The following is a 23,842-nucleotide window of genomic DNA, read 5'->3' on the forward strand; positions in this document are numbered from 1 at the left end:
GTGGTGGTCCGCGTGTGCAGGAGTTGGTTGACGGGCTGATTGATCTGGGGGCTGTGTCGGTTGAGGTGGTGGCGTGTGATGTGGCGGACCGGGAGTCTCTGGCCGGGGTGTTGGCGGGGGTTCCTGGGGAGTTTCCGTTGGTGGGTGTGGTGCATGCGGCGGGTGTGCTGGATGACGGTCTTGTGGGGTCGTTGTCGGTGGAGCGGCTTGCGGGTGTGTTGCGTCCGAAGGTTGCGGGTGGTTGGAATCTGCATGAGTTGACCCGTGATCTGGGTCTGGGTCTGTTTGCTGTGTTCTCGTCTGCGGCTGGTGTGTTGGGTGCGCCGGGGCAGGGGAACTATGCGGCGGGGAACGCGTTCCTGGATGGTTTGGTGGAGGCGCGGGTTGCTGAGGGTCTGGCGGGTGTGTCGCTGGCGTGGGGTGTGTGGGACCAGGGCGTCGGTGGTATGGGTGGTGGTTTGTCGGAGGGTGATCTGCTGAGGATGGCGCGCGGTGGCGTCCTGCCGCTGTCCGCGTCCGAGGGGCTTGGGCTGTTCGACGCGGGTGTCCGGGCGGGCTCGGCGCTGGTGCCCGTACGACTCGACGTCGACGCACTCCGCGCACAGGGCGCGGAGCTTCCGCCGCTCTACCACCGCCTCGTCCCCGCCGTACGCCGTACCGCCGCCGTCGGCGACACGAGCACGGCCGACTCCCTGCACCAGCAGCTCTCCGCACTCACCAGGCCCGAACGGGAGCGGGCCCTGCTCGCCGTGGTGCGGGCCCAGATCGCCGATGTGCTCGGCCACGCCAACCCCGCGTCCATCGCGCCCGACCGCGCCTTCAGCGACCTCGGCTTCGACTCGCTCACCGCCGTCGAACTGCGCAACGGACTCAACGCGGCGTCCGGCCTGCGCCTGCCGGCCACCCTGGTCTTCGACTACCCGACCGCGGGCGACCTCGCGGGCTTCCTCCACGACGAACTGCTCGGCACCCTCGACGCCCCTCCCGCCACGGCGGTGGCGCGGCGCGAGGGTCCGGCGCACGACGACCCGATCGTCGTGGTCGGCATGTCCTGCCGCTACCCCGGAGGCATCGAGGCGCCGGAAGACCTGTGGGACCTGGTGCTCGGCGGCAGGGAAGTCCTCTCGGAGTTCCCCGAGGACCGCGGCTGGGACAACGACGCGATCTTCGACCCGAAGGGCGAGCGCCCGGACACCACCTACGTCAACAAGGGCGGATTCCTGCACGACGCCGCCGACTTCGACGCCGCTTTCTTCCGCATCAGCCCCAACGAAGCACTGAGCACGGACCCGCAGCAGCGGCTGCTCCTGGAGGCGTCCTGGGAGGCGTTCGAGCACGCGGGCATCGACCCGGCCACCCTCAAGGGCAGCGCCACCGGCGTCTTCGCCGGCGTGATGTACCACGACTACCCGACCAGCCACAGCGCGGGCAGCATCGTCTCCGGCCGAATCGCCTACACCTACGGCCTCGAAGGCCCGGCGGTCACCGTCGACACGGCGTGCTCCTCCTCGCTGGTGGCCCTGCACCTCGCGGGCCAGGCACTGCGTACCGGAGAGTGCTCCCTCGCGCTGGTCGGCGGCGTGACGGTGATGTCCACGCCCGCCACCTTCCTGGAGTTCAGCAGGCAGCGCGGCCTCGCCGCTGACGGCCGCTGCAAGTCGTTCGCCGAGAGCGCGGACGGTACGGGCTGGGGCGAGGGCGTCGGCGTGCTGGTGGTGGAGCGGCTCTCCGACGCCCAGCGCAACGGGCATCAGGTCCTGGCGGTGGTACGCGGCTCCGCCGTGAACCAGGACGGGGCCAGCAACGGCCTCACCGCCCCCAACGGCCCCTCCCAACAGCGCGTCATCCGAGCCGCGTTGGCGGACGCGCGCCTGTCCACCGACGAGATCGACACCGTCGAGGCGCACGGCACCGGCACGGTCCTCGGTGACCCCATCGAGGCCCAGGCCCTCATCGCGACCTACGGCCGCGACCGGACGGCGGAACAGCCGCTGTGGCTCGGCTCGATCAAGTCCAACATCGGTCACACCCAGGCGGCCGCGGGCGTCGCCGGCATCATCAAGATGGTCATGGCGATGCGGCAGGGCGTGCTGCCGAAGACGCTGCACGTGGACGAGCCGTCGTCGAAGGTGGACTGGTCGGCGGGGCGTGTGGAACTGCTGACCGAGTCCCGGCCCTGGCAGAGCGACCGGCCCAGGCGCGCTGCCATCTCGTCCTTCGGCATCAGCGGCACCAACGCCCACGTGATCCTGGAGCAGGCCCCGGAACCCGCCGACGACACTTCGGCCGAGCTTCCCGAGGCCCTCACCGGACCCGTGCTGCTCCCGGTGTCCGCCGCGGCCCCGGCCGCACTGCGCGCGAAGGCGCGCGACCTCGCCGCGTTCCTGAACACCGACAACGCCCCGCATCTCCAGGACCTGGCCACGGCGCTGGCCACCCGACGCGCCCACCTCGACCACCGCGCCGTCGTCCTCGCCACCACGCACGACGATCTCCGCACCGGCCTCCAGGCCCTGGCCGCCGACCACACCGCCCCCACCCTCGTCCAAGCCACCGCAACCAAGGGCCGCTTGGCGTTCTTGTTCACGGGTCAGGGTGCGCAGCGCATCGGCATGGGCCGCGAACTCGCCGACGCTTTCCCGGTGTTCGCGGAGGCGTTGGACGAGGTGTGCGGGCATCTGGACCCGCTGCTGCCGCGTCCGCTGAAGGAAGTGCTGTACGGGGAGGAAGGCGACGCGGGACTCCTGGACCGTACCGAGTACGCGCAGCCTGCCCTGTTCGCGGTCGAGATCGCCCTGTTCCGCCTGGTCGAGTCCTGGGGCGTCCACCCGGACGTGCTGGCCGGTCATTCCATCGGCGAGATCGCGGCCGCATGCGTGGCCGGGGTGTTCTCCCTGCCTGACGCCTGCGCGCTGGTCGCCGCACGCGGCCGGTTGATGCAGGCCCTGCCCGAGGGCGGTGTGATGGCCGCCGTGCAGGCCACCGAAGACGACGTCCGCACCCTGCTGGAGGGCGTGACGGACGCGGCGATCGCCGCCGTCAACGGCCCGCGGGCCGTGGTCGTTTCCGGCACCGCCGCCTCCGTGGACACCGTGGTCGAGGCGGTCAAGGCCGCCGGTGGCAAGGCGACCCGCCTCAAGGTCTCCCACGCCTTCCACTCACCCCTCATGGAACCCATGCTGGAGGAGTTCGAGAACACCGTCAGCGGCCTCACCTTCCACGACCCCGTCATCCCCTTCGTCTCCACCGTCACCGGCAAGACCCTCACCCCGGGAGAGATCACCTCGCCCGAGTACTGGGTCACCCACGTCCGCGAGGCGGTCCGCTTCGCCGACGCGGTCCGCACGCTCGCCGACGACGGCGCCACCACGTTCCTGGAGATCGGCCCCGACGCCGTCCTCACCACCATGGCCGCCGACACCGGACACTGCGTACCCCTGCTCCGCCGCGACCGCCCCGAACACACCCAGGCCCTCACCGCCCTGGCCGGCCTCTGGACCCACGGCCACCCCGTCGACTGGACCACCCTCCACACCAACAACCCCAACCGCCACATCAACCTCCCCACCTACCCCTTCCAACACCAGCGCTACTGGATCGACGGGTACTCCCCGTTCGGCGCGGCCTCGGAGGGCGCCGGCCATCCGCTGCTCGGCGCGGCCGTTGTGCTCGCGGAGACCGACAACCTGGTCTTCAGCGGGCAGTTCTCCACCCGGACCCAGCCCTGGCTGGTCGACCACGCCTTCGGCGACACCGTGCTGTTCCCCGGCACCGGGTTCGTGGAGATGGCCGTCGCGGCGGGCGACCGGGCGGGTTGCCCGGTCCTCGCGGAGATGACCTTGGAGACGCCACTGGTGCTCCCGGAACGCGGTGCCGTCCACACCCAGCTCGTGGTCCAGGCGCCCGACGAGGCGGGACACCGCGCCTTCACCGTCCACACGCGCGGTGCGGGCCCCGTGGACGAGGCCCCGTGGGTGCGGCACGCTTCCGGTGTGCTGGCCGCGTCGGCGCCCGCCGTCGCGGACGGCGCGGAGTTCGCCGCCTGGCCTCCGGTGGGCGCGGTGCCGCTGCCGGTCGAGGGGATGTACGAGCGGTTCGCCGAGGGCGGGCTGTCGTACGGCCCCGTCTTCCGCGGCCTGCGCGCCGCCTGGCGCCTCGGTGACGACGTGTACGCCGAGGTCGCGCTGCCGGACGGCGTGGCGGTCGACGGGTTCGGGGTGCACCCGGCGGTACTGGACGCCGCGCTGCACGCCGTGGGTCTGAGCGGTTCGGGGGACCGGGCCGGGCTGCCGTTCGCCTGGGCGGGCGTCGAACTGTTCGCCACGGGTGCCACCGCGCTGCGGGTGCGGGTGCGCCCGCTCGGCCAGGGCGTGACGTCCGGCGTCGGAGCGGTGTCGATCGCGGTGGCGGACGCGGCGGGGCAGCCGGTGGTGTCGGTGGAGCGGCTGGACGTACGGCCGATCTCCACGGAACAACTGGCCCTGGCCCGTACCGAGTTCATCGACTCGCTGTACCGGGTGGACTGGACCCCGCTGCACGCTTCCGCGGCCGTCGGCGTCGGCAAGTGGGCCGTGGTCGGCAGCGGCGCCACCGCCTGGTCGGAGGCGCTGGCCCCCGTGGTGGCGAGCACGGCGGTGATACCGGAACTGGACGACGCGGGCGACGCGGACATCGTCGTACTGCCCCTCGTCGGAGCCGCCGGGGGTGCCGACGGCACGCCGGGGGCCGTGCGCGAGCTGACGCACCGGACGCTCGCCGCCCTCCAGGGCTGGCTGGCGGACGACCGGTTCGCCTCCGCGACCCTGGTGGTCGTCACGCAGGGCGCGGTGCCCGCCGCCGACGGAGAGGTCGCCGACCTCGCGGCAGCCACCGCGAGCGGCCTCGTGCGGTCCGCGCAGATGGAACACCCCGGCCGGATCGTGCTGGTGGACGTGGACGCCGCCGACGCCTCACTGGCCGCCCTGCCGACGGCGGTACGCAGCGACGAGCCCCAACTTTCGATACGCGAAGGCGCGTTGACCGTGCCGAGGCTGGCCCGCGTACCCTCCGCCCCCGCCCCTGCCGCACCGCGCGAGCGGGCCTGGGACCCCGAGGGCACCGTCCTGGTCACCGGCGCGACCGGCGCCCTGGGCGCCTTGGTCGCACGTCACCTGGCCGCCGAGCACGGCGTCCGCCGTCTGCTGCTGACCAGCAGGCGGGGCGAGGACGCGCCGGGCGCCGCCGAGCTGCGCGCGGACCTGACCGGGCACGGCGCGCACGTCACGTTCGCCGCCTGCGACGCGGCGGACCGGCCCCAGCTGGCCGCCCTGCTGGCGGAGGTCCCCGCCGAGCACCCGCTGACCGCGGTCGTGCACGTCGCGGGCGTGGTCGACGACGGCGTCCTCGGCTCGCTGACCCCGCAGCGGGTGGACGGGGTCCTCAGGCCCAAGGTCGACGCGGCCTGGAACCTGCACGAACTGACCCGCGACCTCGACCTGTCGGCGTTCGTGCTCTTCTCCTCCATCGCGGGCGCGCTCGGCGTCCCCGGGCAGGCCAACTACGCCGCGGCCAACTCCTTCCTCGACGCACTCGCCCAGCACCGTCGCGCCCACGGTCTGACGGCCACCTCGCTGGCCTGGGGCCTGTGGGCGGACGAGGGCGGCATGGGCGGCGGGCTCAGCGGCACCGACGCCCAGCGCATGACGCGCTCCGGAGCGGGCGCGCTCACCGCCGAGCAGGGCCTCGCGCTCCTCGACGCGGCCGTACTCGGCACGGAACGCGCCGGTGCCCCCGCCGACGCGCTCCTCGTCCCCGTCGCACTCGACACCCGGGCCATGGCGCAGGGCGGCGGGGGAGAGCTGCCGCCGCTCTTCCGCGGCCTGGTCAGGGCCCCGGCGCGGCGGGCTACCCAGGCCGTCGCGGCGCCCGCCGACTCCCACGGGCTGCGCGCCCGCCTCACCGGGACGCCGGCCGCCGAACGGGACGAACTGCTGATCGAGTTGGTGCGCGGACACGTCGTGGCGGTGCTCGGCCACGCCGACGGCCAAGGGGTCGACGCCGACCGGTCCTTCAGCGACCTGGGCTTCGACTCGCTGACCGCCGTTGAGTTCCGCAACGCCCTGGGCGCCGCGACCGGGCTGCGCCTCCCGGCCGCGCTCATCTTCGACCACCCGAGCGTCCGCGCCGTCACGGACCACCTGCTGGCGGAACTCGTGCCACAGAGCGGCGAGTACGGGGAAGGGGCGGACGGCGGGTCGGCCGAGGCCCGCGTCCGCGGCGCCCTCGCGGCCATACCGCTGTCCCGGCTGCGGGAGGCGGGACTCCTGGAGAGCCTGCTCGAACTCGCGGGCATCGAGGCGGAACCGGTCACCGGGGAGGCGGACGGCGGCGGCTCCATCGACGCCATGGACGCCGACGCGCTGATCAGCATGGCGCTCGCGGAAGCGGGCCCCGGCGGCACCGCGCGGGACGGCGGCGCGGACGGCGCGTACGACGCAGACGCGTACGACGTAGATGCGTACGGAACGGACGCGTACGGATCCGACGCGTACGACGAGTACGGCAACGGCCAGGACGAGTTCGACGGCAACGACACGACGTGGGAGAAGTGAGAACGCCATGACCGAGACCACTCGTCCGGGCCGGGCCGTACCCCCGTCCGCCGGATCAGCCGGATCAGCCGGATCCGCCGCATCCGCCGACCCCGGCGCGAAGCTCGTCGACGCGCTGCGGGCGTCCGTCAAGGAGACCGAGCGGCTGCGCGAGCAGAACCGCCGCCTGACCGCCGCCGCGCGGGAACCCCTCGCCGTCGTCGGGATGGCGTGCCGCTACCCCGGCGGGGTCCGTTCCCCCGAGGACCTGTGGCGGCTGGTCGCCGAAGGGGCCGACGCCATCGACGAGTTCCCCGCCGACCGGGGCTGGGACCTCGGCACCCTCTACGACCCCGACCCGGAGCACGACGGCACCACCTACTCCCGGCACGGCGGATTCCTCCACGACGCGGGCGACTTCGACCCGGCCTTCTTCGGCGTGGCACCGCGCGAGGCCGCCGCGCTCGACCCGCAGCAGCGGCTCCTCCTCGAAGTCGCCTGGGAAGCGCTGGAACACGCCGGGCTGGTGCCCGGCACGCTGCGCGGCAGCCGTACCGGCGTCTTCGCCGGGGTGATGTACCACGACTACGTCAACAGCTACGGCAGCGGCAGCGTCGTCCCCGGCCGGGTCTCCTACACCTTCGGCTTCGAGGGCCCTGCGGTCACCGTGGACACGGCGTGCTCGTCGTCGCTGGTGGCGCTGCACCTCGCGGCCCAGGCGCTGCGGAACGGCGAGTGCTCGCTCGCGCTCGCCGCGGGCGTCACGGTGATGGCCACGCCCGGCACGTTCCTCGACTTCAGCAGGCAGCGCGGGCTCGCCGCCGACGGCCGCTGCAAGTCCTTCGCCGAGGCAGCCGACGGCACCGGCTTCTCCGAAGGCGTCGGCGTACTGGCCCTGGAGCGGCTGTCCGACGCCCGGCGCAACGGCCACCGGATCCTCGCCCTGGTGCGCGGCTCCGCCGTGAACCAGGACGGCGCGAGCAACGGCCTCACCGCGCCCAACGGGCCCGCGCAACAGCGCGTCATCCGGGCCGCGCTGGCGAACGCCCGGCTCTCGGCCGACCAGATCGACGCCGTCGAGGCGCACGGCACCGGCACGGTCCTCGGCGACCCCATCGAGGCCCAGGCACTGCTGGCCACCTACGGCCGCGACCGCGCGGCCGACCGGCCCCTGTGGCTCGGCTCGATCAAGTCCAACATCGGTCACACCCAGGCGGCCGCGGGCGTCGCGGGCATCATCAAGATGGTCATGGCGATGCGGGAGGGCGTGCTGCCGAAGACGCTGCACGTGGACGAGCCGTCAAAGAAGGTGGACTGGTCGGCGGGGCGGGTGGAGCTGCTGACCGAGTCCCGGCCCTGGCAGAGCGACCGGCCCAGGCGCGCTGCCATCTCGTCCTTCGGCATCAGCGGCACCAACGCCCACGTGATCCTGGAGCAGGCCCCGAGCGCCGTGGCCGCCCCGGACGACGCCCCGGCGCCCGGGAACTCCCGTACGCCGGTGCTCTGGCCGGTGTCGGGAGCCACCGCACACGCCCTGCGCGACCAGGCCGCGGCCCTGCGCGCCCGCGTCGTGGAATCCGGGGCCCCCTCCCTCGCCGACCTCGGCTACTCCCTCGCCACCACCCGCGCCCACCTCGACCACCGGGCCGTCGTCACCGCCGCCGACGCCGACGAACTCACCGCCGCCCTGACCGCCCTCGTAGAGGACGCCCCCGCGTCGAACCTCGTCCGCGCCACGGCCCACCCGAGCGGCAAGACCGCATTCCTGTTCACGGGTCAGGGTGCGCAGCGGGTGGGTATGGGCCGTGAGCTGGCGGAGAGCTTCCCGGTGTTCGCGGAGGCGCTGGACGAGGTGTGCGGGCATCTGGACCCGCTGCTGCCGCGTCCTCTGAAGGAGGTGCTGTACGCGGAGGAAGGCGACGCGGGACTCCTGGACCGTACCGAGTACGCGCAGCCTGCCCTGTTCGCGGTCGAGACCGCCCTGTTCCGGCTGGTCGAGTCCTGGGGGGTGCGCCCTGACGTGCTGGCCGGGCATTCCATCGGTGAGATCGCGGCCGCATGTGTGGCCGGGGTGTTCTCCCTGCCTGACGCCTGCGCGCTGGTCGTGGCGCGGGGCCGGTTGATGCAGGGCCTGCCCGAGGGCGGTGTGATGGCCGCCGTGCAGGCCACCGAGGACGAGGTCCGGGCCCTGCTGGAGGGTGTGACGGACGCGGCGATAGCGGCCGTCAACGGGCCGCGTTCCGTCGTCGTTTCCGGCGCCGCCGCCTCCGTCGATGCGGTCGTCGAGGCCGTCAAGGCCGCCGGTGGCAAGGCGACCCGCCTCAAGGTCTCCCACGCCTTCCACTCGCCCCTCATGGAACCGATGCTCGCCGACTTCGAGAACACCGTCAGCGGCCTCACCTTCCACGAACCCGTCCTCCCCTTCGTCTCCACCGTCACCGGGCAGCCCGCCGCCCCCACCACCTCCGCCTACTGGATCACCCACGTCCGCGAGGCGGTCCGGTTCGCCGACGCGGTGCGGTCCGTCGGGGCGCGGGGCGTCGTCCGTTACGTGGAGATCGGCCCCGACGCGGTGCTTTCCGGTCTCGTGCAGCCGATTTTGAGCCCGGACGACGCCGAGCGGGCCACCGTGATCCCCCTGATGCGCGCGAACCGCGCCGAGGTCGGCACCCTCCTCGCCGGAGTGGGGATGCTGCACGCCACCGGCGCCGGGGTGGACTGGCCCGCGCTCTACCGGGGCAGCGGCGCGCAGGTGGTGGACCTGCCCACCTACCGCTTCCAGCACCGGCGTTACTGGACCGCGTCGCCCGCGCTCTACGGCGAGGCCGCACCGGACGCCTCCGGGCCCGCGGCCGTTGGCCCGCCCACCGACGGACTCGCGGCCGACGGGTTCCGTGCCCGGCTGGACGCGCTGACCGGGCCCGACCGCGAGAAGCTGCTGGTCGAGGTGGTCATGGCGCACGTGGCCGCGGTCATCGGCCACGACTCGCCCGAGGCGCTCGACCCGGAGCGGGCCTTCCTCGAAGTGGGCATCGACTCCCTGTCCGCGATGGAGCTGCGCAAGGGCCTGCGGCGGGCCACCGGCCTGGAGGTCCCCGCCGCCGCGGTCTTCGACCTCGGCACCCCGGCCCGGCTCGCCGCGCACCTCGCGGCCGCGCCGCGTGCCGCGCCGGCGGCCGCCGAGGACCCGGCCGCCGCGCCGGAGGCCGTCGGCGCGCTGTTCCGGGCGGCGGTCCGCGACGGCAGGATGGTCCAGGGAATGGCCCTGCTGGGCGCGGTCGCCGAGCTGCGCCCGTCCTTCACGACGGCCGCCGAGGCCGGTGCCGTCAGCCCGCCGGTACAGCTCGCCAAGGGCCCCGACGCCCCCGTGCTCATCTGCTTCCCGTCCCCGATGGCGCTCGCCGGGGCCCAGCAGTACGCGCGGTTCGCCGCGGGCTTCCACGACGTGCGCGAGGTGCACGTCGTCAGCCCGCCCGGCTTCGCGGACGGCGAGCCGCTGCCCGTGTCGGTGGACGCGGCCGTGGACCACTTCGCGCGGAGCGTGCGGGAACTGGCGGGCGACGCGCCCTTCGTGCTGGTCGGCTACTCGTCGGGCGGCCAGTTCGCCCACGCCACCGCCGCCCGCCTGGAGCGCGACGGCGTGCTCCCCGCGGGGATCGTCCTGCTGGACACCTACCTGCCCCTCGACGGCGACGACGAGCGGGCCACCGGCGCGAGGGACGACGCCGACGGACTGTGGGCCCGCATGCTCGACGGAATGATGGAGCGCGAGGACCACTTCGGGACGTTCTCCGCCACCAGGCTGTCGGCGATGGGCCGCTACGGCACCCTCATGCGGCAGTGCGCTCCGCAGGAGGTCAGGGCGCCCGTGCTGTTCGTACGACCCACGGAATCATTCGTTCCGGTCGAGCCGGGCGCCGGGGCCGACGACGGCGAATGGCGCTCCTCCTGGCCCGCCCCGCACACTCTGAGTGAAGTTCAGGGGAATCATTTCACCCTGCTGGAGAATGCCGCGGGGACCACCGCCGGGGCCGTCGAGTCCTGGCTGCGCACCGGACCGGCCCTCGCGCGGGTTCAGGACAGGAATCGTCGCTGAAGTACCTATTCAGGCCATGTGATCAAGGAATCTTCGGCCGTTCGATTTCGTTTGCTATATTCACGTTCCCCGGGGCATATGGACATGTACGGGGGACGGTATGGAAATACGGCCAACGATGCAGCTCGCCGAGCGCGAGCGTGAACTGGCCGCTCTGACTGCTTTGCTCGGCGAATCGGCGGGAGGACGGAGCGGTATCGCTATCGTCAGTGGACCGACGGGTAGCGGAAAAACGCAGTTGATCCAGACCTTCTGCAAGCAGGCGGAGGCGGCCGGCACGGTCGTACTGACCGCCGCCGCCTCGCCGACGGAGCAGGACGTGCCCCTCGGGGTGATGGACCAGCTCTTCCGCAGTGCGGAGCTGCCCCCCGAACTGCGGGACCGGGCCGGCGAACTGCTGATGGAGGAGCTGTCCGCCAGCCGGGTCCGCGACCCCATCATGGCCGGACAGCCGAGCATCACCGTGGCCCACGGGCTGCGCTCGGTGCTGCTGGAGCTGAGCAGACGCTGCCCGGTCGTCCTGAGCATCGACGACCTGCAGTTCGCGGACGGCCCCTCGCTCCAGATGCTGCTGTTCCTGCAACGCAGGACGAAGGCGTCCCGGACGCTGCTGCTCCTCGCCGAGGAGTCCACCGTCCGCTCGCCCCACCCGGTCTTCCACGCCGAGCTGTTCCGGCAGCCGAACTGCCGCAAGATCCGCCTGCGGATGCTCTCGCCGGCCGGCACCCGCGACGTGATCGAGACCAGACTCGGCCCCGCCAAGGCGAACGAGCTGACCGACTCGTACTACGAGGCGTCGGGCGGCAGCCCGCTCTTCCTGTCCGCCCTGCTCGACGACTACGAGGCGGGCCACCGCACGGCAGGCTGCGACCACCGCTGCGAACCGGCCATCGCGGACGAGTCGTTCCGCAACGCGCTCACCGGCTGTCTCTTCATGGCGAGCCCCGCCGTGCTCGACGTCGCGCGCACCGTGGCCGCGGCGGGCGAGGTGCTCCCCCCGGCGGCCATCGCCCACATCCTGGGCCGGAACACCGCCACCGTCGAGCACGCGGTCGCCACGCTCACCGCCACCGGCCTGCTGAACTCCGGCAGGTTCCGGCACCCCACGGCCCACACGGCGATCCTGGAACAGGTGCCCCCCGACCGGCGGCAGGAACTCCACCTCAGGGTCGCGACCGTCCTCCAGAACGAGGGCACGCCCCCCGCGACGGTCGCCGATCAGCTCCTCGCCGCGGGCAAGGCCCCGGAGAGCTGGATGATCAACGTGTTACGCGAGGCCGCCCGCGCCGAACTGGCCGCGGGCCGCACGGAAGCGGCGGGCGAGTACCTCAGGCTCGCGCTGACCTACGGCACGAACAGCCGCCAGCTCGCCGCCCTCATCGCCGACCTGATGCGCATCGACTGGCGCAAGTCCCCGCTGCGCGCCATGCGCCACACCACCTGGCTCAAGGACGCCCTGCGCCGGGGACACATATCGGGACAGGACTCCAGCCTGCTCATCCGCAACCTGCTCTGGCACGGCCGGTACACCGAGGCGCGCGAGGCACTTGCCCTGTGGGAGGAGAACGAGACCGGGAGCCACGGCGCCCCCTCGGAGGAACTGACGGCCTTCACCCACTGGGTCGCCTACACGCACCCCTCGGTGACCGTTGGAGCGGGGAGCGCTCCCAGCGCCGGGGGAGCGGCGAGGTCCGCCGCCCGCTCCGCCGACGGGACGGTGACCGCGGGCCCCAGGGGCACCGGAGAACTGGCGCGCTCGTTCGGCCGCAAGGCGGTCACCGAACTGACCCGGCTGCTCGACCAGGGCCCCGACGACGACACGGTGACGACCGCGGAAGGCATCCTGCACAGCGTCAGCCTGGGCGACGACACCCTGGTCTCGCTCCACGCCGCGCTGCTCACGCTGCTCTACGCGGACCGGCCCGACAAGGCGACCGCCTGGTCGGAGGAGCTGCTGAAGGTCGCGGCCGAGCACGGGTCGACGGCCTGGCGGGCCCTGTTCGCGGCCGTCCGCGCGGAGGCGGCGCTCCGCCAGGGGGACACGGAGACGGCCGTACGGCACGGCGAGGCCGCACTGGGCCAGTTCTCCCCGATCGGCTGGGGCGTGGCCCTCGGCGGCACGCTGGCCAACCTCATCCTGGCCCACACCTACCAGGGACGGCACGAACAGGCGGTGGAGTACGTACGGCTGCCGGTGCCCGACACGCTCTTCGAGTCCCGGTACGGACTGCCCTACCTCTACGCGCGGGGACAGTTCCACCTGTCGCGCAGCAGACCCACCGCCGCGCTGACCGACTTCGAGAGCTGCGGACGGCTCATGGACACCTGGGGGATGGACCTGCCGTCGTTCGTCCCCTGGCGCGGCGGCGCGGCCGAAGCGGCGCTGGCCCTCGGGCAGCGCAGGAAGGCCCGCGTCCTCATCGAGGAGCAACTGAGCCGCACCGGTGCCCATCTGCCGAGCAGCAGGGGCGCCACGCTGCGCGTGCTGGCCGCGACGTCGGAACCCGAGGAACGGCCCGAACTGCTGGAACAGGCCATCAGGCTGCTCCACCCCGACGTCGCCCGCTACGAGCTGGCCCGCGCGCTGTCCGACCTCAGCGACGCGCACCGGCAGCTGGGCGACAAGGACCGGGCGGAGGACCTCGCGGAGAACGCGGCACAGATGCTGCGGGCGTGCTCGGCCGCCACGGAGTGGGAGCAGCCCTCACGGGTACCGGCACCGGCCCGCGCGCCGCAGCCCGAGGCGGCGCCCCCGGCGGCCGGGACCAGACCCGACGGCGCCGACCTGCTCACCGAGGCGGAACGGCGGGTGGCGGAACTGGCGGCACTGGGCGCTACCAACCGGGCGATCGGCCGCAAGCTGTACATCACCACCAGCACCGTGGAACAGCACCTGACCCGGGTCTACCGGAAGCTGAGCGTCAGCCGCCGGTCGGACCTGGCGCAGCGGCTCAACGTCGTCCCCACGGGCGACGTCGAGTCGGCCTGAGCGGGCGGGGCCGAGCGGGTCGGGGAGGGCCGGGCGGGCCGGGCCTCACGGCCCGTAGCTCCACTCCAGATAGCGCTCGATCTCGTCGGCGGCGCGGCGCGGGCCTCCCGCGCGGCGCATCTGCCGCTGGAACTCCCGCACCGCGCGGGTGATGTCCGGGTCGTCCATGACGGTGGCGACGGCGTCGGCGAGAGCGGCGGAGTCGGCGTCCTCGGGGGCCACCTGGATGCCCAGGCCGAGTTCGGTCACCCGGTCGGCCACCGCGCGCTGGAAGCGGGACGTCGGGACGACGACGAGCGGGGTGTTGAAGTACAGGGACTCGATGACGTCGTCCAGGTCCGGGTGGCAGACGACCGCCGCCGCCCGGCGCAGCACCACGGTCCGCGGCACGTTCTCGTGGATCTCGACGACGGCGGACTGCTCGTCGGCCGCCAGGGACCCCGGACCGCCGTCCGTCGCGACCACCGGACGGAACGGTTTCCCGGCGAAGGCCGAGGCGCAGCCGCTGAGGAAATCCTGCGGGTCCCCGGTGAAAGTCCGGTCGAGGGAGAGGAGCACGAGGGGACGGTCCGTGATCGGTGGCACCCACCTTTCGGCCATCGTCCGCTCCGGTATGCAGGGCCCGACGAAAGCCACGTGGCTGTCGAAGCCGTCACCGTTGGCTTGAAACTCCGGGGGAAAAAGAGCTATGGACAGGGGTTCCGGCTTCGTATAGAAGTCGCTCGGCGATATACCGGACTTTCCCGCCGGGGAGAGGAACCGCCAGAGCCGCTCCCTGACGCGCACGGGCAGGGTGCTGACGCACGAAGTGCGGTCGGTGTCGGGAACGGCCCGGTGCGCCGCGTCCCCGACGGCCGTGTCGCTCCCGGCGAACGACGGGAGGATCTGTACGGCGGGCCGGTTCCAGCGGCAGGTCAGGAGGCGGGCCGTGATGCGCGCCGACGCCTCGTAGAGCACCAGGTCGGGTATGTCGTCGACGAGCGCCGAGTGGATGTCCTCGGCGCAGTCGAGGGTGCTCACGACCGAGACGGGGTCGGCCGCGCTCTCGCACGCCCAGAGGTCCACTTCGAGCCCGTAGGCGGGGCAGGGCTCGTGCACGAGGACGTCCACGCCGGTGGCCACGGCGCGCGGCGCGAAATCGCGGGTGGTCACATAGGTGACGCGGTGCCCGCGGCGGCGCAGTTCCTGGGCGATCGGCAGCGTCGAACGGGTCCGCGGCTCGGCCGGATCATTCAGGATGACGATGCTGTAGCGCGATGCGGGGAATTCGTCAGGCATGACGACGGTCTCCCGTGCCCGTGGTCGCCGCCGCGCAGATGATTGTCGGCTCAAACAATGTTGGCTCAAACAATATCGATCGCATCCTGTGATCGGGCGCCGGGGGTGTTCCGCATAAGGCGCTATGCGAATGTCTCACACTCTCACAATGGAATGCCTCACTGTAATGGATGGTCAACTCGGTGACAAAGCCCGGCTGTTCGCCCTCCGGACTCCCCGCGGTCGCGACGCGCCCGGCCGGCTCCGGGTCGGCGGGGGCCCGCGCGCGACGCGACCGGCCGTGGTCGGGACCCCGCTCATAGGGGCTGCCGCGCCGGATGAGAGGCTCGGGCGAGTGAGTGAGACACCACCGAACACCTTGCAGCACCGGCTCGACGGACCGGAAGACGCCCCCGTCCTCGTCATCGGCCCGTCTCTCGGCACGACGTGGCACATGTGGGACCGGCAGGTCCCCGAGCTGTCCCAGCAGTGGCGGGTGCTCCGTTTCGACCTCCCGGGCCACGGCGGCGCCCCCGCCGTCCCGGCCGCCTCCGTCCAGGAGCTCACGGACCGGCTGCTGGCCACGCTCGACGGGCTCGGCGTCCAGCGCTTCGGGTACGCGGGCTGCTCGATCGGCGGCGCGATCGGCGCCGACCTCGCGCTGCGCCATCCGCACCGCGTCGCCTCGCTCGCGCTGGTCGCGGCGTCCGCGCGGTTCGGCACGGCGGACGAGTTCCGGCAGCGCGGGGTGGTGGTGAGGTCCAACGGCCTCGACCCCATCGCCCGCACCGCGCCCGAGCGCTGGTTCACCGGGGCCTTCGCCGCCGCGCAGCCCGCGATCGTGGAGTGGGCCGTACAGATGGTGCGCACCACCGACCCCGGCTGCTACATCGCGGCCTGCGAGGCGCTGGCCGCCTTCGACGTCCGCACCGGGCTCGGCCGCATCGGCGTCCCCACGCTCGTCCTGGTCGGCGCCGAGGACGAGGTGACCGGGCCCGCCGACGCCCGCACCCTGGTCGCGGGCATTCCCGACGCCCGCCTCGCGGTGGTGCCCGGCGCCTCGCACCTCGCCCCGATCGAGCAGCCCGCGGCCGTCACGGACCTGCTCGCGCACCACTTCGCGACGGCCTGGCCCGACGCTCCCCGCGCGCTCGCGCCCCTGCCGCCCGCCCCGGCCCCCGTACAGCCCGCACGGCCCGCCCCGGACGTCCCGGGCGCCCCCGCAGCCCCGGTCCCGGCGGCTCCCCAGGCCCCCGCGACCCCGCCCCCGCACCCCGCGCAGGACCAGCCCCAGCCCCCGCAGCCGCCGACTCCGCCCCCGCACCCGCTCGCCGCCCCCGCCCCCGAGGCGGTCCCCGGGACCGGCACCGGTGCCGGTCCCGCCGCCGCGCCCCCGCCCGCCGGCCGGCCCGACCCGTACGACGAAGGCGCCCGGATCCGCCGCGAGGTGCTCGGCGACGCGCACGTGGACCGCGAGACCGCCGACGCCGAGGCGGTCGCCGACGGCTTCGGCACCGACTTCCAGGAGCTGCTCACCCGCTACGCCTGGGGCGAGATCTGGGCCAGGGACGGTCTGGACCGCCGTACCCGCAGCTGTGTCGCGCTCACCGCGCTCGTCGCGTCCGGACACCTGGACGAGCTCGCCGCGCACGTCCGCGCCGCGCTGCGCAACGGCCTGACGCCCGCCGAGATCAAGGAGGTGCTGCTCCAGACCGCGGTCTACTGCGGCGCCCCGGCCGCGAACGCGGCGTTCAAGGTGGCCAGGACCGTCGTCCAGGAGGAAACCACCCCGCGCGCGTAGCAGGATGGGAACCATGAAGCTGACGAAGAAGACGCATGCCTGCGTGCGGCTGGAGAAGGACGGCCGGAGCCTCGTCGTCGACCCCGGCGCGTTCACCGAGGCGGGCGCGGCCGTCGGCGCCGACGCCGTGCTGGTCACCCACGAGCACCCGGACCACTTCGACGAGGGGCAGCTGCGGGCCGCGCTGGAGGCGAACCCGGCCGCCGAGCTCTGGACGCTGCGCAGCGTCGCCGAGAAGGTCTCGGCGGCCTTCCCCGGCCGGGTCCACACGGTCGGCCACGGCGACGCGTTCACCGCGGCGGGCTTCGACGTCCAGGTCCACGGCGAGCTGCACGCGGTGATCCACCCGGACATCCCGCGCATCACCAACGTCGGCTACCTGGTGGACGGTTCCGTGTTCCACCCGGGTGACGCGCTGACCGTGCCCGGCCACGCCGTGGACACCCTGCTGCTGCCCGTCATGGCCCCCTGGAACAAGATCTCCGAAGTCATCGACTACGTGAGGGAGGTGAAGCCGCGGCGCGCGTACGACATCCACGACGCGCTGCTCACCGACCTCGCCCGCCCCATCTACGACGGCCAGATCGGCGCCCTCGGCGGCGCCGAGCACCTGCGCCTGACCCCCGGCGAGTCCGCCACCCTCTGAGAGCCCGTCCCTGTCACACCCAACCGCTAGGTTTACGCACATGCGCATCGCAACCTGGAACGTCAACTCGATCACCGCCCGACTGCCCCGCCTCCTGGCCTGGCTGGAGACGTCCGGCACGGACGTGCTCTGCGTCCAGGAGACCAAGTGCTCCGACGAGCAGTTCCCCTACGAGCCGCTGCGCGAGCTGGGCTACGAGGCCGCGGTCAACGCCACGGGGCGGTGGAACGGCGTGGCGCTGCTCTCCCGCGTGGGCCTCGACGACGTGGTCAAGGGCCTGCCGGGCGGTCCGGACTACGACGGCGGGCAGGAGCCGCGCGCGGTGTCCGCGACGTGCGGCCCGGTGCGCGTCTGGTCGGTCTACGTGCCCAACGGCCGCGAGGTCGACCACGAGCACTACGCGTACAAGCTGCGCTGGTTCGAGGCGCTGAAGGCCGCAGTGGCCGAGGACAGCGCGGGCGCACGCCCCTTCGCGGTCCTGGGCGACTTCAACGTCGCGCCGACCGACGAGGACGTCTGGGACCCCGCCCTGTTCGTCGGCGCCACGCACGTGACGCCCGCCGAGCGCGCCGCGCTGGCCGCGCTGCGCGAGGGGGGCCTGACGGACGTGGTGCCGCGCCCCCTCAAGTACGACCGGCCCTACACCTTCTGGGACTACCGCGAGCTGGGCTTCCCGAAGAACAAGGGCATCCGCATCGACCTGGTGTACGGCAACGCCCCGTTCGCCGCCGCCGTCAAGGACGGCTACGTCGACCGCGAGGAGCGCAAGGGCAAGGGCGCTTCGGACCACGCGCCGGTCGTGGTCGACCTCGACGTGTGACCCATCTGACCGGTTCCTGCCACGGGGCGCGCGCCAACTTCCGCGCGCCCTGTGGTCCCTACGGCTTACGGAATGCGACCCTGAGCGGTATGAACATCCCTTTCTTGGACAACTGGCGCAAGCGGCATGACGAGGCGCAGGCGACGGGCCTCGCCGCCGCCGTCAAGGACAACCCCGAGGGCCTGGCCGAGCTGCTCTCGGAGTACGAGCTGCTGCGCGTCCGAGCCGGGCAGTACGGCCTCCAACTCGACGACACGCCGGAGTCGTTGGAGGCGCTGGACCAGCTGCCGCCGCGCTGGCGCGACGACCCGGAGGAGCTGCCCGAGCTGGGCAAGGACGCCGGGCTCTACCTGGGCACGGTCATCGTGCGCACGGTCGAGGGCGCGCACTGGAGCATCGGCGACGACGACAGCCCGATCGTCCGGCTCGCGTCGGGGCAGGAGATCGACGCGGTGCACACGGGCCAGGAGTGGGCGACGACCGGGGCGCCCGAGCTGTCCCAGGTGTACGCGGAGGCGGCGGAGAGCTGAGCCCGCCGGCGCCGGACTCCCGCGGTGAACGGCGCCGGGTTCGCGCGGTGAACGACGTCGTTCGGAGCCGTACGACGTCGTTAAAACTGAATAAATAGGCTTACGCCCCATATGCGCGTGTCGGGCGTGAAGTCCCTTATCGGGCTGGATAGTTTGCGCTGACTCCTACACGTCGACGAGTGGGCAGGACAGCGTATGGCCGTCGATCCTTTGATCGAACTGCGTGGCGTCAACAAGTACTACGGAAAGTTGCACGTCCTCCAGGACATCAACCTCACGGTCGGCCGTGGGGAGGTGGTGGTGGTCATCGGCCCGTCCGGCTCGGGCAAGTCGACGCTGTGCCGGACCATGAACAGACTCGAAACCATCGAGTCGGGCGACATCACCATCGACGGACAGCCCCTCCCCGAGGAGGGACGCGCGCTCGCCAGGCTCCGCGCCGAGGTGGGCATGGTCTTCCAGTCGTTCAACCTCTTCGCGCACAAGACCGTGCTGGCCAACGTCTCGCTCGCGCAGACCAAGGTCCGCGGGCGGAAGAAGGACGAGGCCGACGGGCGATCCAGGGAACTGCTCGAACGCGTCGGCCTCGCCGCCCACGCCGAGAAGCTGCCCGCCCAGCTCTCCGGCGGCCAGCAGCAGCGCGTCGCCATCGCCCGCGCGCTCGCCATGGACCCCAAGGTCCTCCTCTTCGACGAGCCGACCTCGGCCCTCGACCCCGAGATGATCAACGAGGTCCTTGAGGTCATGCAGCAGCTCGCCCGGGACGGCATGACCATGGTCGTCGTCACCCACGAGATGGGCTTCGCGCGCTCCGCCGCCAACCGCGTGGTCTTCATGGCCGACGGCCGCGTCGTCGAGGACCGCAGCCCCGAGGACTTCTTCACCCACCCGGAGAGCGACCGCGCCAAGGACTTCCTCTCCAAGATCCTCAAGCACTGACGGGGGCGGATCCACTGTGCGTACCAAGCGAACCCTCGCGGTGCTGGCCGTGTGCGTCGCCGCCCTCGCGGGCTGCGGCAAGGAGGGCAGCCCGCCCACCAAGGGCCCGCGCGCCGACCAGCTGCCCGTCTACCGGATCGCGGCCGACTTCCGGCTGCCCGCCTCCGGCACCTGGAAGAAGGCGAAGAGCCGCGGCCACCTCGTCGTCGGGGCCAAGGAGGACCAGCCCTACATGGGCGAGAAGGACCCGGCCACCGGCCGCTACTCCGGCTTCGACATCGAGATCGCCAAGATGATGTCCGCCGCGCTCGGCTTCGACCCGAAGGGCATCGAGTTCAAGACCATCGCGTCGGCCAACCGCGAGACGGCCCTGCAGAACGGCCAGATCGACTACTACGTCGGCACCTACACCATCAACGACAACCGCAAGAAGCTCGTCGGCTTCGGCGGCCCGTACTACCTGGCGGGCCAGGGCCTGCTCGTGCGCGCCGACGAGGAGGACATCGACGGGCCCGAGGACCTGGACGGCAGGCGCGTCTGCTCGGCCGCGGGCTCCACCCCGTACCAGCGCATCGAGGCCGACTACCCGAAGGCCGACCTCGTCGCGTACGACACCTACTCGATCTGCGTCGACAACCTGCTGACCTACCAGGTCGACGCCGTCACCACCGACGACACGATCCTCAGCGGCTACGCGGCCAAGCTGCCCGACGAGATGAAGGTCGTCGGCAAGCCGTTCTCGAAGGAGCCCTACGGCATCGGCGTCCCCAGGAGCGACGACGCCCTGCGCCTCGCCATCGACGACGCCCTCGAACGCCACGAGAAGAACGGCGACTGGCAGAAGGCGTACGACGCGACGCTCGGCCTCTCGGGCCGCAGGGCGGCGCCCGCCCCGCCCATCGACCGCTACCCGGCGAGCTGAGGGGGAGACGCACCATGGACGTACTGACAGAGAACTTCTCGCTCTACGGCAAGGGCTTCCTCGGCACCGTCGAGCTGACGGTCTACGCCTCGCTGCTCGCCCTGGTCCTGGGCTTCGCGATGGCCTCCTGCCGGGTGTCCCCGGTCGGCTCCTTCCGGGTGCTGGGCGCCGTCTGGGTGACCGTGCTCCGCAACACCCCGCTCACCCTGCTGTTCTTCGCCGTCCTGCTCGGCCTGCCGCGCTTCGGACTCGTCCTGCCCTTCCAGGTCTTCGCGGTGCTCGCACTCGGCTGCTACACCTCCGCGTTCATCTGCGAGGCGCTGCGCTCCGGCATCAACACCGTGCCCAAGGGCCAGGGCGAAGCCGCCCGCAGCCTCGGCATGACCTTCGGCCAGACGCTCACCGCCATCGTGCTGCCGCAGGCGTTCCGCGCCGTCATCCCGCCCGTCGGCTCCACGCTCATCGCGCTCGCCAAGAACTCCGCGATCGCCGGGGCGTTCAGCGTCACCGAGCTGCTCGGCACCTACAAGACCCTCAATGAGCTGGGCTACAGCATCATCTGGACGTTCGTCTGGATCGCCGTCGGCTACCTCATCATCACCCTGTCGATCAGTGCGCTCTTCAACGTCCTGGAGAAGCGCTGGGGAGTCGCCCGATGACCGCCGATTCCACCGCCCTCTACGACATCCCCGGCCCCAGGACCCGCCGTCGGCACCTCGTGTACGGGATCGGCTCGACGGTCCTGATCCTCGCCCTCTTCGGCTGGCTCGTCCACCTGCTGTTCGACACCGACCAGTTCACGAGCACCAAGTGGGCGCCCTTCGAGTACAAGGGCATCCAGGAACTGCTGCTGAAGGGCCTGGGCAACACCCTCAAGGCCTTCGCGTACGCGGCCGTGCTCTCGCTGGCGCTCGGCGCGGTCCTCGCGGTCGGCAGGCTCTCCGACCACCGGCCGGTGCGCTGGGTGGCGACGCTGCTGGTCGAGTTCTTCCGCGCCATGCCCGTACTGGTCATGATCTTCTTCGTCTTCGTGGCGCTGAAGGTCCAGCCCCTGCCCGCCCTCGTCGCGGGCCTGACGCTCTACAACGGCTCGGTGCTCGCCGAGGTCTTCCGTACCGGAGTCAACTCGGTCGAGCGGGGCCAGAAGGAGGCGGCGTATGCACTGGGCATGAACAAGACGCAGGTCATGACGCACGTGCTGGTGCCCCAGGCGGTGCGCGCGATGCTGCCGACCATCATCAGCCAGCTGGTGGTGGCCCTGAAGGACACCTCCCTCGGCTATCTGATCACCTATGAGGAGTTCCTCCACGCGGGGAAGCTGATCGCGTCGAACCTCGACTACGATTTGCCGTTCATCCCCGTGGTGATGGTGATCTCGCCGATCTACATCGGGATGTGCATGCTGCTCTCCTGGTTCGCCACTTGGGTGGCCAGGAGGCAGAAGCGCAATCCGAAGACGGAGGCCGTGGACGTCGCCCCGGCCGAACCGGGGACGCTGCTGCCGGGCGCGCGGTAGCGGGAGGGCGGCACCCGCCCGGCAGCAGCCGGTGATCACTCCTCGCGCAGCGGGACCGACAGGTAGGACGGGTCGGACGCGGGCGAGGAGAAGGTCAGCTGCGCGCCGGTCGGGTTGTGCTCGATGTAGAGCGGGTCGACGGTGTCGACGACCACGGCCAGGCGGTGGCCCGCCGGGACGTCGTAGGCCGTGGAGAACAGCTCCAGGTCGACGCCGAACGGCCGCCCGGGCGCCTTGTCGTGGAAGGTGTACGGGGCGTGGCTGACCAGCTTGCCGACGCCGAGCGGGCCCACGTCGTAGAGGTACGCGACGAGGGTGCCGCTCGACGCCGTCGAGGTCACCGTGGTGTGCAGCCTCGCGTCGCCCCGCACGCGCTGCGCGGTGGCGTGCCGCTCGGACTGCCAGACGGCCGCGTACGAGCGGGGGAGCAGCGGGATCGAGGCCATCGGCGGGATCCTCAGGAACTGGTCGAGGGTGTTGGAGAGCATCGAGGTGCCGCCGTTGGCCCCCGAATCCAGGTTCGTGCGGATCTTCCGCGTGGCCGCCAGCTCGATCTTCCGCCGGTCCGCGCCGACCGACTTCCAGTCGGGGTAGCCCTCGTAGCCGCCCGTGGAACGGGACTTGAGCTGGACGGGCCGCTCGCGGTCGATGCCGTTGTCGGCGCCCTTGAGGTGGTGGTCGAACCAGCGGCGGGTGCTGGTCCAGGTGTCGTTGGGCAGCCCGAGCAGTCCGGTGGCCTCGGCGGTGGCGTGGTCGCCGGGGCGGAACTCCAGGCGCTTGGGGCCGGTGAGGCGCTCGTAGAAGGCGGCGTACTGATTGGGCGGGAAGATGGTGTCGCCCCAGGCGTTGCCCATCAGGACGGCCGTGCCGTTCTCGTTGATGCGGTCCAGGTACGTCTTGGGGGAGCGCTTGGCGCCCCAGGCGAGCATGTCCTGTTCCTTGTCGAGGTTGGACCCGGTGAAGTCCTTCAGGGTCTGCTTCAGCTCGGCGCTGGGGCGGCCCGTGACGAGGCCGAGGCCGCCGAGCAGCGCGGCGGCCTGGAGGTGCTGGGTGCGGCCGCTGTAGATCGAGTCGATCAGGTCGGCCCAGCCGCTCAGCGCGGCCACGGCCTTGACGCGGTCGTCGTGCGCGGCGGCCAGCAGGCTGATGCCCGCGCCGTAGCTGACCCCGCCCATGCCGATGCGGTCGGCGTCGGCCGGAGTGTGGGCGAGCGCCCAGTCGATCACCGAGCGGGCGTCCGCGACGTCCTCGGGGCCCGCCGTCTCGATCTCGCCGCCGGAGAGCCAGAAGCCGCGCGAGGTGTAGCTGACGACGACGTAGCCCGCGTCGGCGAGCCGCTCGGCCTGGGCGACGTACTCGATCTGCGGCATGGCCCAGCTGGTCGGGAAGACGAGCAGCGGGAACTTCTGCCCCTCCTTCGCGCCCGACGGCGTGAAGACGTTGCCCTTGAGGGTGATGCCGCCGGAGCCGGGGAGGTCGTGGAGGCGCACGGTGCTCGACGCGGCGGCGGTCCGCGCGCCGGGGGCCGCCTGTGCGGCGGGGCCCGCGGCGAGCCCGGCGCCCGCGACGAGGGCGGCGGTCGCGGCGGCGGCGGTGGCGGCGCGCAGGGCCCTGCGGGGACGTGCGGTGCGGGGGTGTGCCATGCGGGGGTGTGCCATGGGGGGTCGCTCCTCGCGTGCGCGGTGCAAAAGTGACCCGACGGTAACCGGGTGTGGCTACCTGGGGTAACTGGTCGGTAAGTTACGTGCGGGTAACGA

12 protein-coding genes and 1 pseudogene are annotated in these 23,842 nt (G+C 72.3%); 11 read left to right on the forward strand and 2 right to left on the reverse strand.

The genetic code is table 11. The features are described from left to right. Positions 1-8: 8 nt before the first annotated feature. From ACIBNE_RS00005 to ACIBNE_RS00015, 3 genes and pseudogenes are all read left to right on the forward strand, one after another. Positions 9-6,590, forward strand: a pseudogene (locus ACIBNE_RS00005) (SDR family NAD(P)-dependent oxidoreductase); the annotation flags it as partial. 7 nt (positions 6,591-6,597) lie between these two features. Further along, positions 6,598-10,665 carry a type I polyketide synthase gene (locus tag ACIBNE_RS00010; protein WP_399267694.1) on the forward strand — a complete coding sequence of 1,356 codons (4,068 nt, stop codon included), beginning with the start codon at positions 6,598-6,600 and terminating at the stop codon, positions 10,663-10,665. Positions 10,666-10,783: 118 nt separating this feature from the next. Beyond that, the gene (locus tag ACIBNE_RS00015) at positions 10,784-13,654 is read left to right on the forward strand and encodes an AAA family ATPase (RefSeq protein WP_399269961.1); all 2,871 of its coding nucleotides are present in this window, start codon (positions 10,784-10,786) and stop codon (positions 13,652-13,654) included. A 45-nt stretch (positions 13,655-13,699) separates the two neighbouring features. Here the strand turns inward: ACIBNE_RS00015 and ACIBNE_RS00020 are convergent, their stop codons facing one another. Beyond that, entirely contained in the window at positions 13,700-14,932 is a 1,233-nt protein-coding gene (locus tag ACIBNE_RS00020) for a nucleotide disphospho-sugar-binding domain-containing protein (RefSeq protein ID WP_399267696.1), read from the reverse strand. 334 nt (positions 14,933-15,266) lie between these two features. Here ACIBNE_RS00020 and ACIBNE_RS00025 point away from each other — a divergent pair, with 334 nt between their 5' ends. From ACIBNE_RS00025 to ACIBNE_RS00060, 8 genes are all read left to right on the forward strand, one after another. Next, positions 15,267-16,712, forward strand: a complete 1,446-nt coding sequence (locus ACIBNE_RS00025; RefSeq protein WP_399267699.1) for an alpha/beta fold hydrolase — start codon at positions 15,267-15,269, stop codon at positions 16,710-16,712. A 13-nt stretch (positions 16,713-16,725) separates the two neighbouring features. Next, positions 16,726-17,358 (forward strand): MBL fold metallo-hydrolase, encoded by a 633-nt coding sequence (locus ACIBNE_RS00030; RefSeq protein WP_399267701.1) that lies wholly within the window; start codon positions 16,726-16,728, stop codon positions 17,356-17,358. A 40-nt stretch (positions 17,359-17,398) separates the two neighbouring features. Next, positions 17,399-18,178 (forward strand): exodeoxyribonuclease III, encoded by a 780-nt coding sequence (locus ACIBNE_RS00035; RefSeq protein ID WP_399267703.1) that lies wholly within the window; start codon positions 17,399-17,401, stop codon positions 18,176-18,178. 89 nt (positions 18,179-18,267) lie between these two features. Further along, positions 18,268-18,708: a DUF6278 family protein gene (locus tag ACIBNE_RS00040; protein WP_399267705.1), complete on the forward strand. Its 441-nt coding sequence runs from the start codon at positions 18,268-18,270 to the stop codon at positions 18,706-18,708. A 195-nt stretch (positions 18,709-18,903) separates the two neighbouring features. Next, the gene (locus tag ACIBNE_RS00045) at positions 18,904-19,647 is read left to right on the forward strand and encodes an amino acid ABC transporter ATP-binding protein (protein WP_399267707.1); all 744 of its coding nucleotides are present in this window, start codon (positions 18,904-18,906) and stop codon (positions 19,645-19,647) included. A 16-nt stretch (positions 19,648-19,663) separates the two neighbouring features. Then, positions 19,664-20,569, forward strand: coding sequence for a glutamate ABC transporter substrate-binding protein (locus ACIBNE_RS00050; protein WP_399267709.1), 906 nt, complete (start codon positions 19,664-19,666; stop codon positions 20,567-20,569). A 14-nt stretch (positions 20,570-20,583) separates the two neighbouring features. After that, the gene (locus ACIBNE_RS00055; RefSeq protein ID WP_399267710.1) at positions 20,584-21,228 is read left to right on the forward strand and encodes an amino acid ABC transporter permease; all 645 of its coding nucleotides are present in this window, start codon (positions 20,584-20,586) and stop codon (positions 21,226-21,228) included. Then, positions 21,225-22,085, forward strand: coding sequence for an amino acid ABC transporter permease (locus ACIBNE_RS00060; protein ID WP_399267712.1), 861 nt, complete (start codon positions 21,225-21,227; stop codon positions 22,083-22,085). The genes ACIBNE_RS00055 and ACIBNE_RS00060 overlap by 4 nt, the downstream gene beginning before the upstream one ends. 35 nt (positions 22,086-22,120) lie before the next feature. Here the strand turns inward: ACIBNE_RS00060 and ACIBNE_RS00065 are convergent, their stop codons facing one another. Then, positions 22,121-23,743, reverse strand: coding sequence for an alpha/beta fold hydrolase (locus ACIBNE_RS00065; protein ID WP_399267714.1), 1,623 nt, complete (start codon positions 23,741-23,743; stop codon positions 22,121-22,123). Positions 23,744-23,842: the final 99 nt, after the last annotated feature.

Origin of the sequence: Streptomyces sp. NPDC050504, assembly GCF_044458065.1 — a bacterium.
GTDB lineage: Bacteria > Actinomycetota > Actinomycetes > Streptomycetales > Streptomycetaceae > Streptomyces.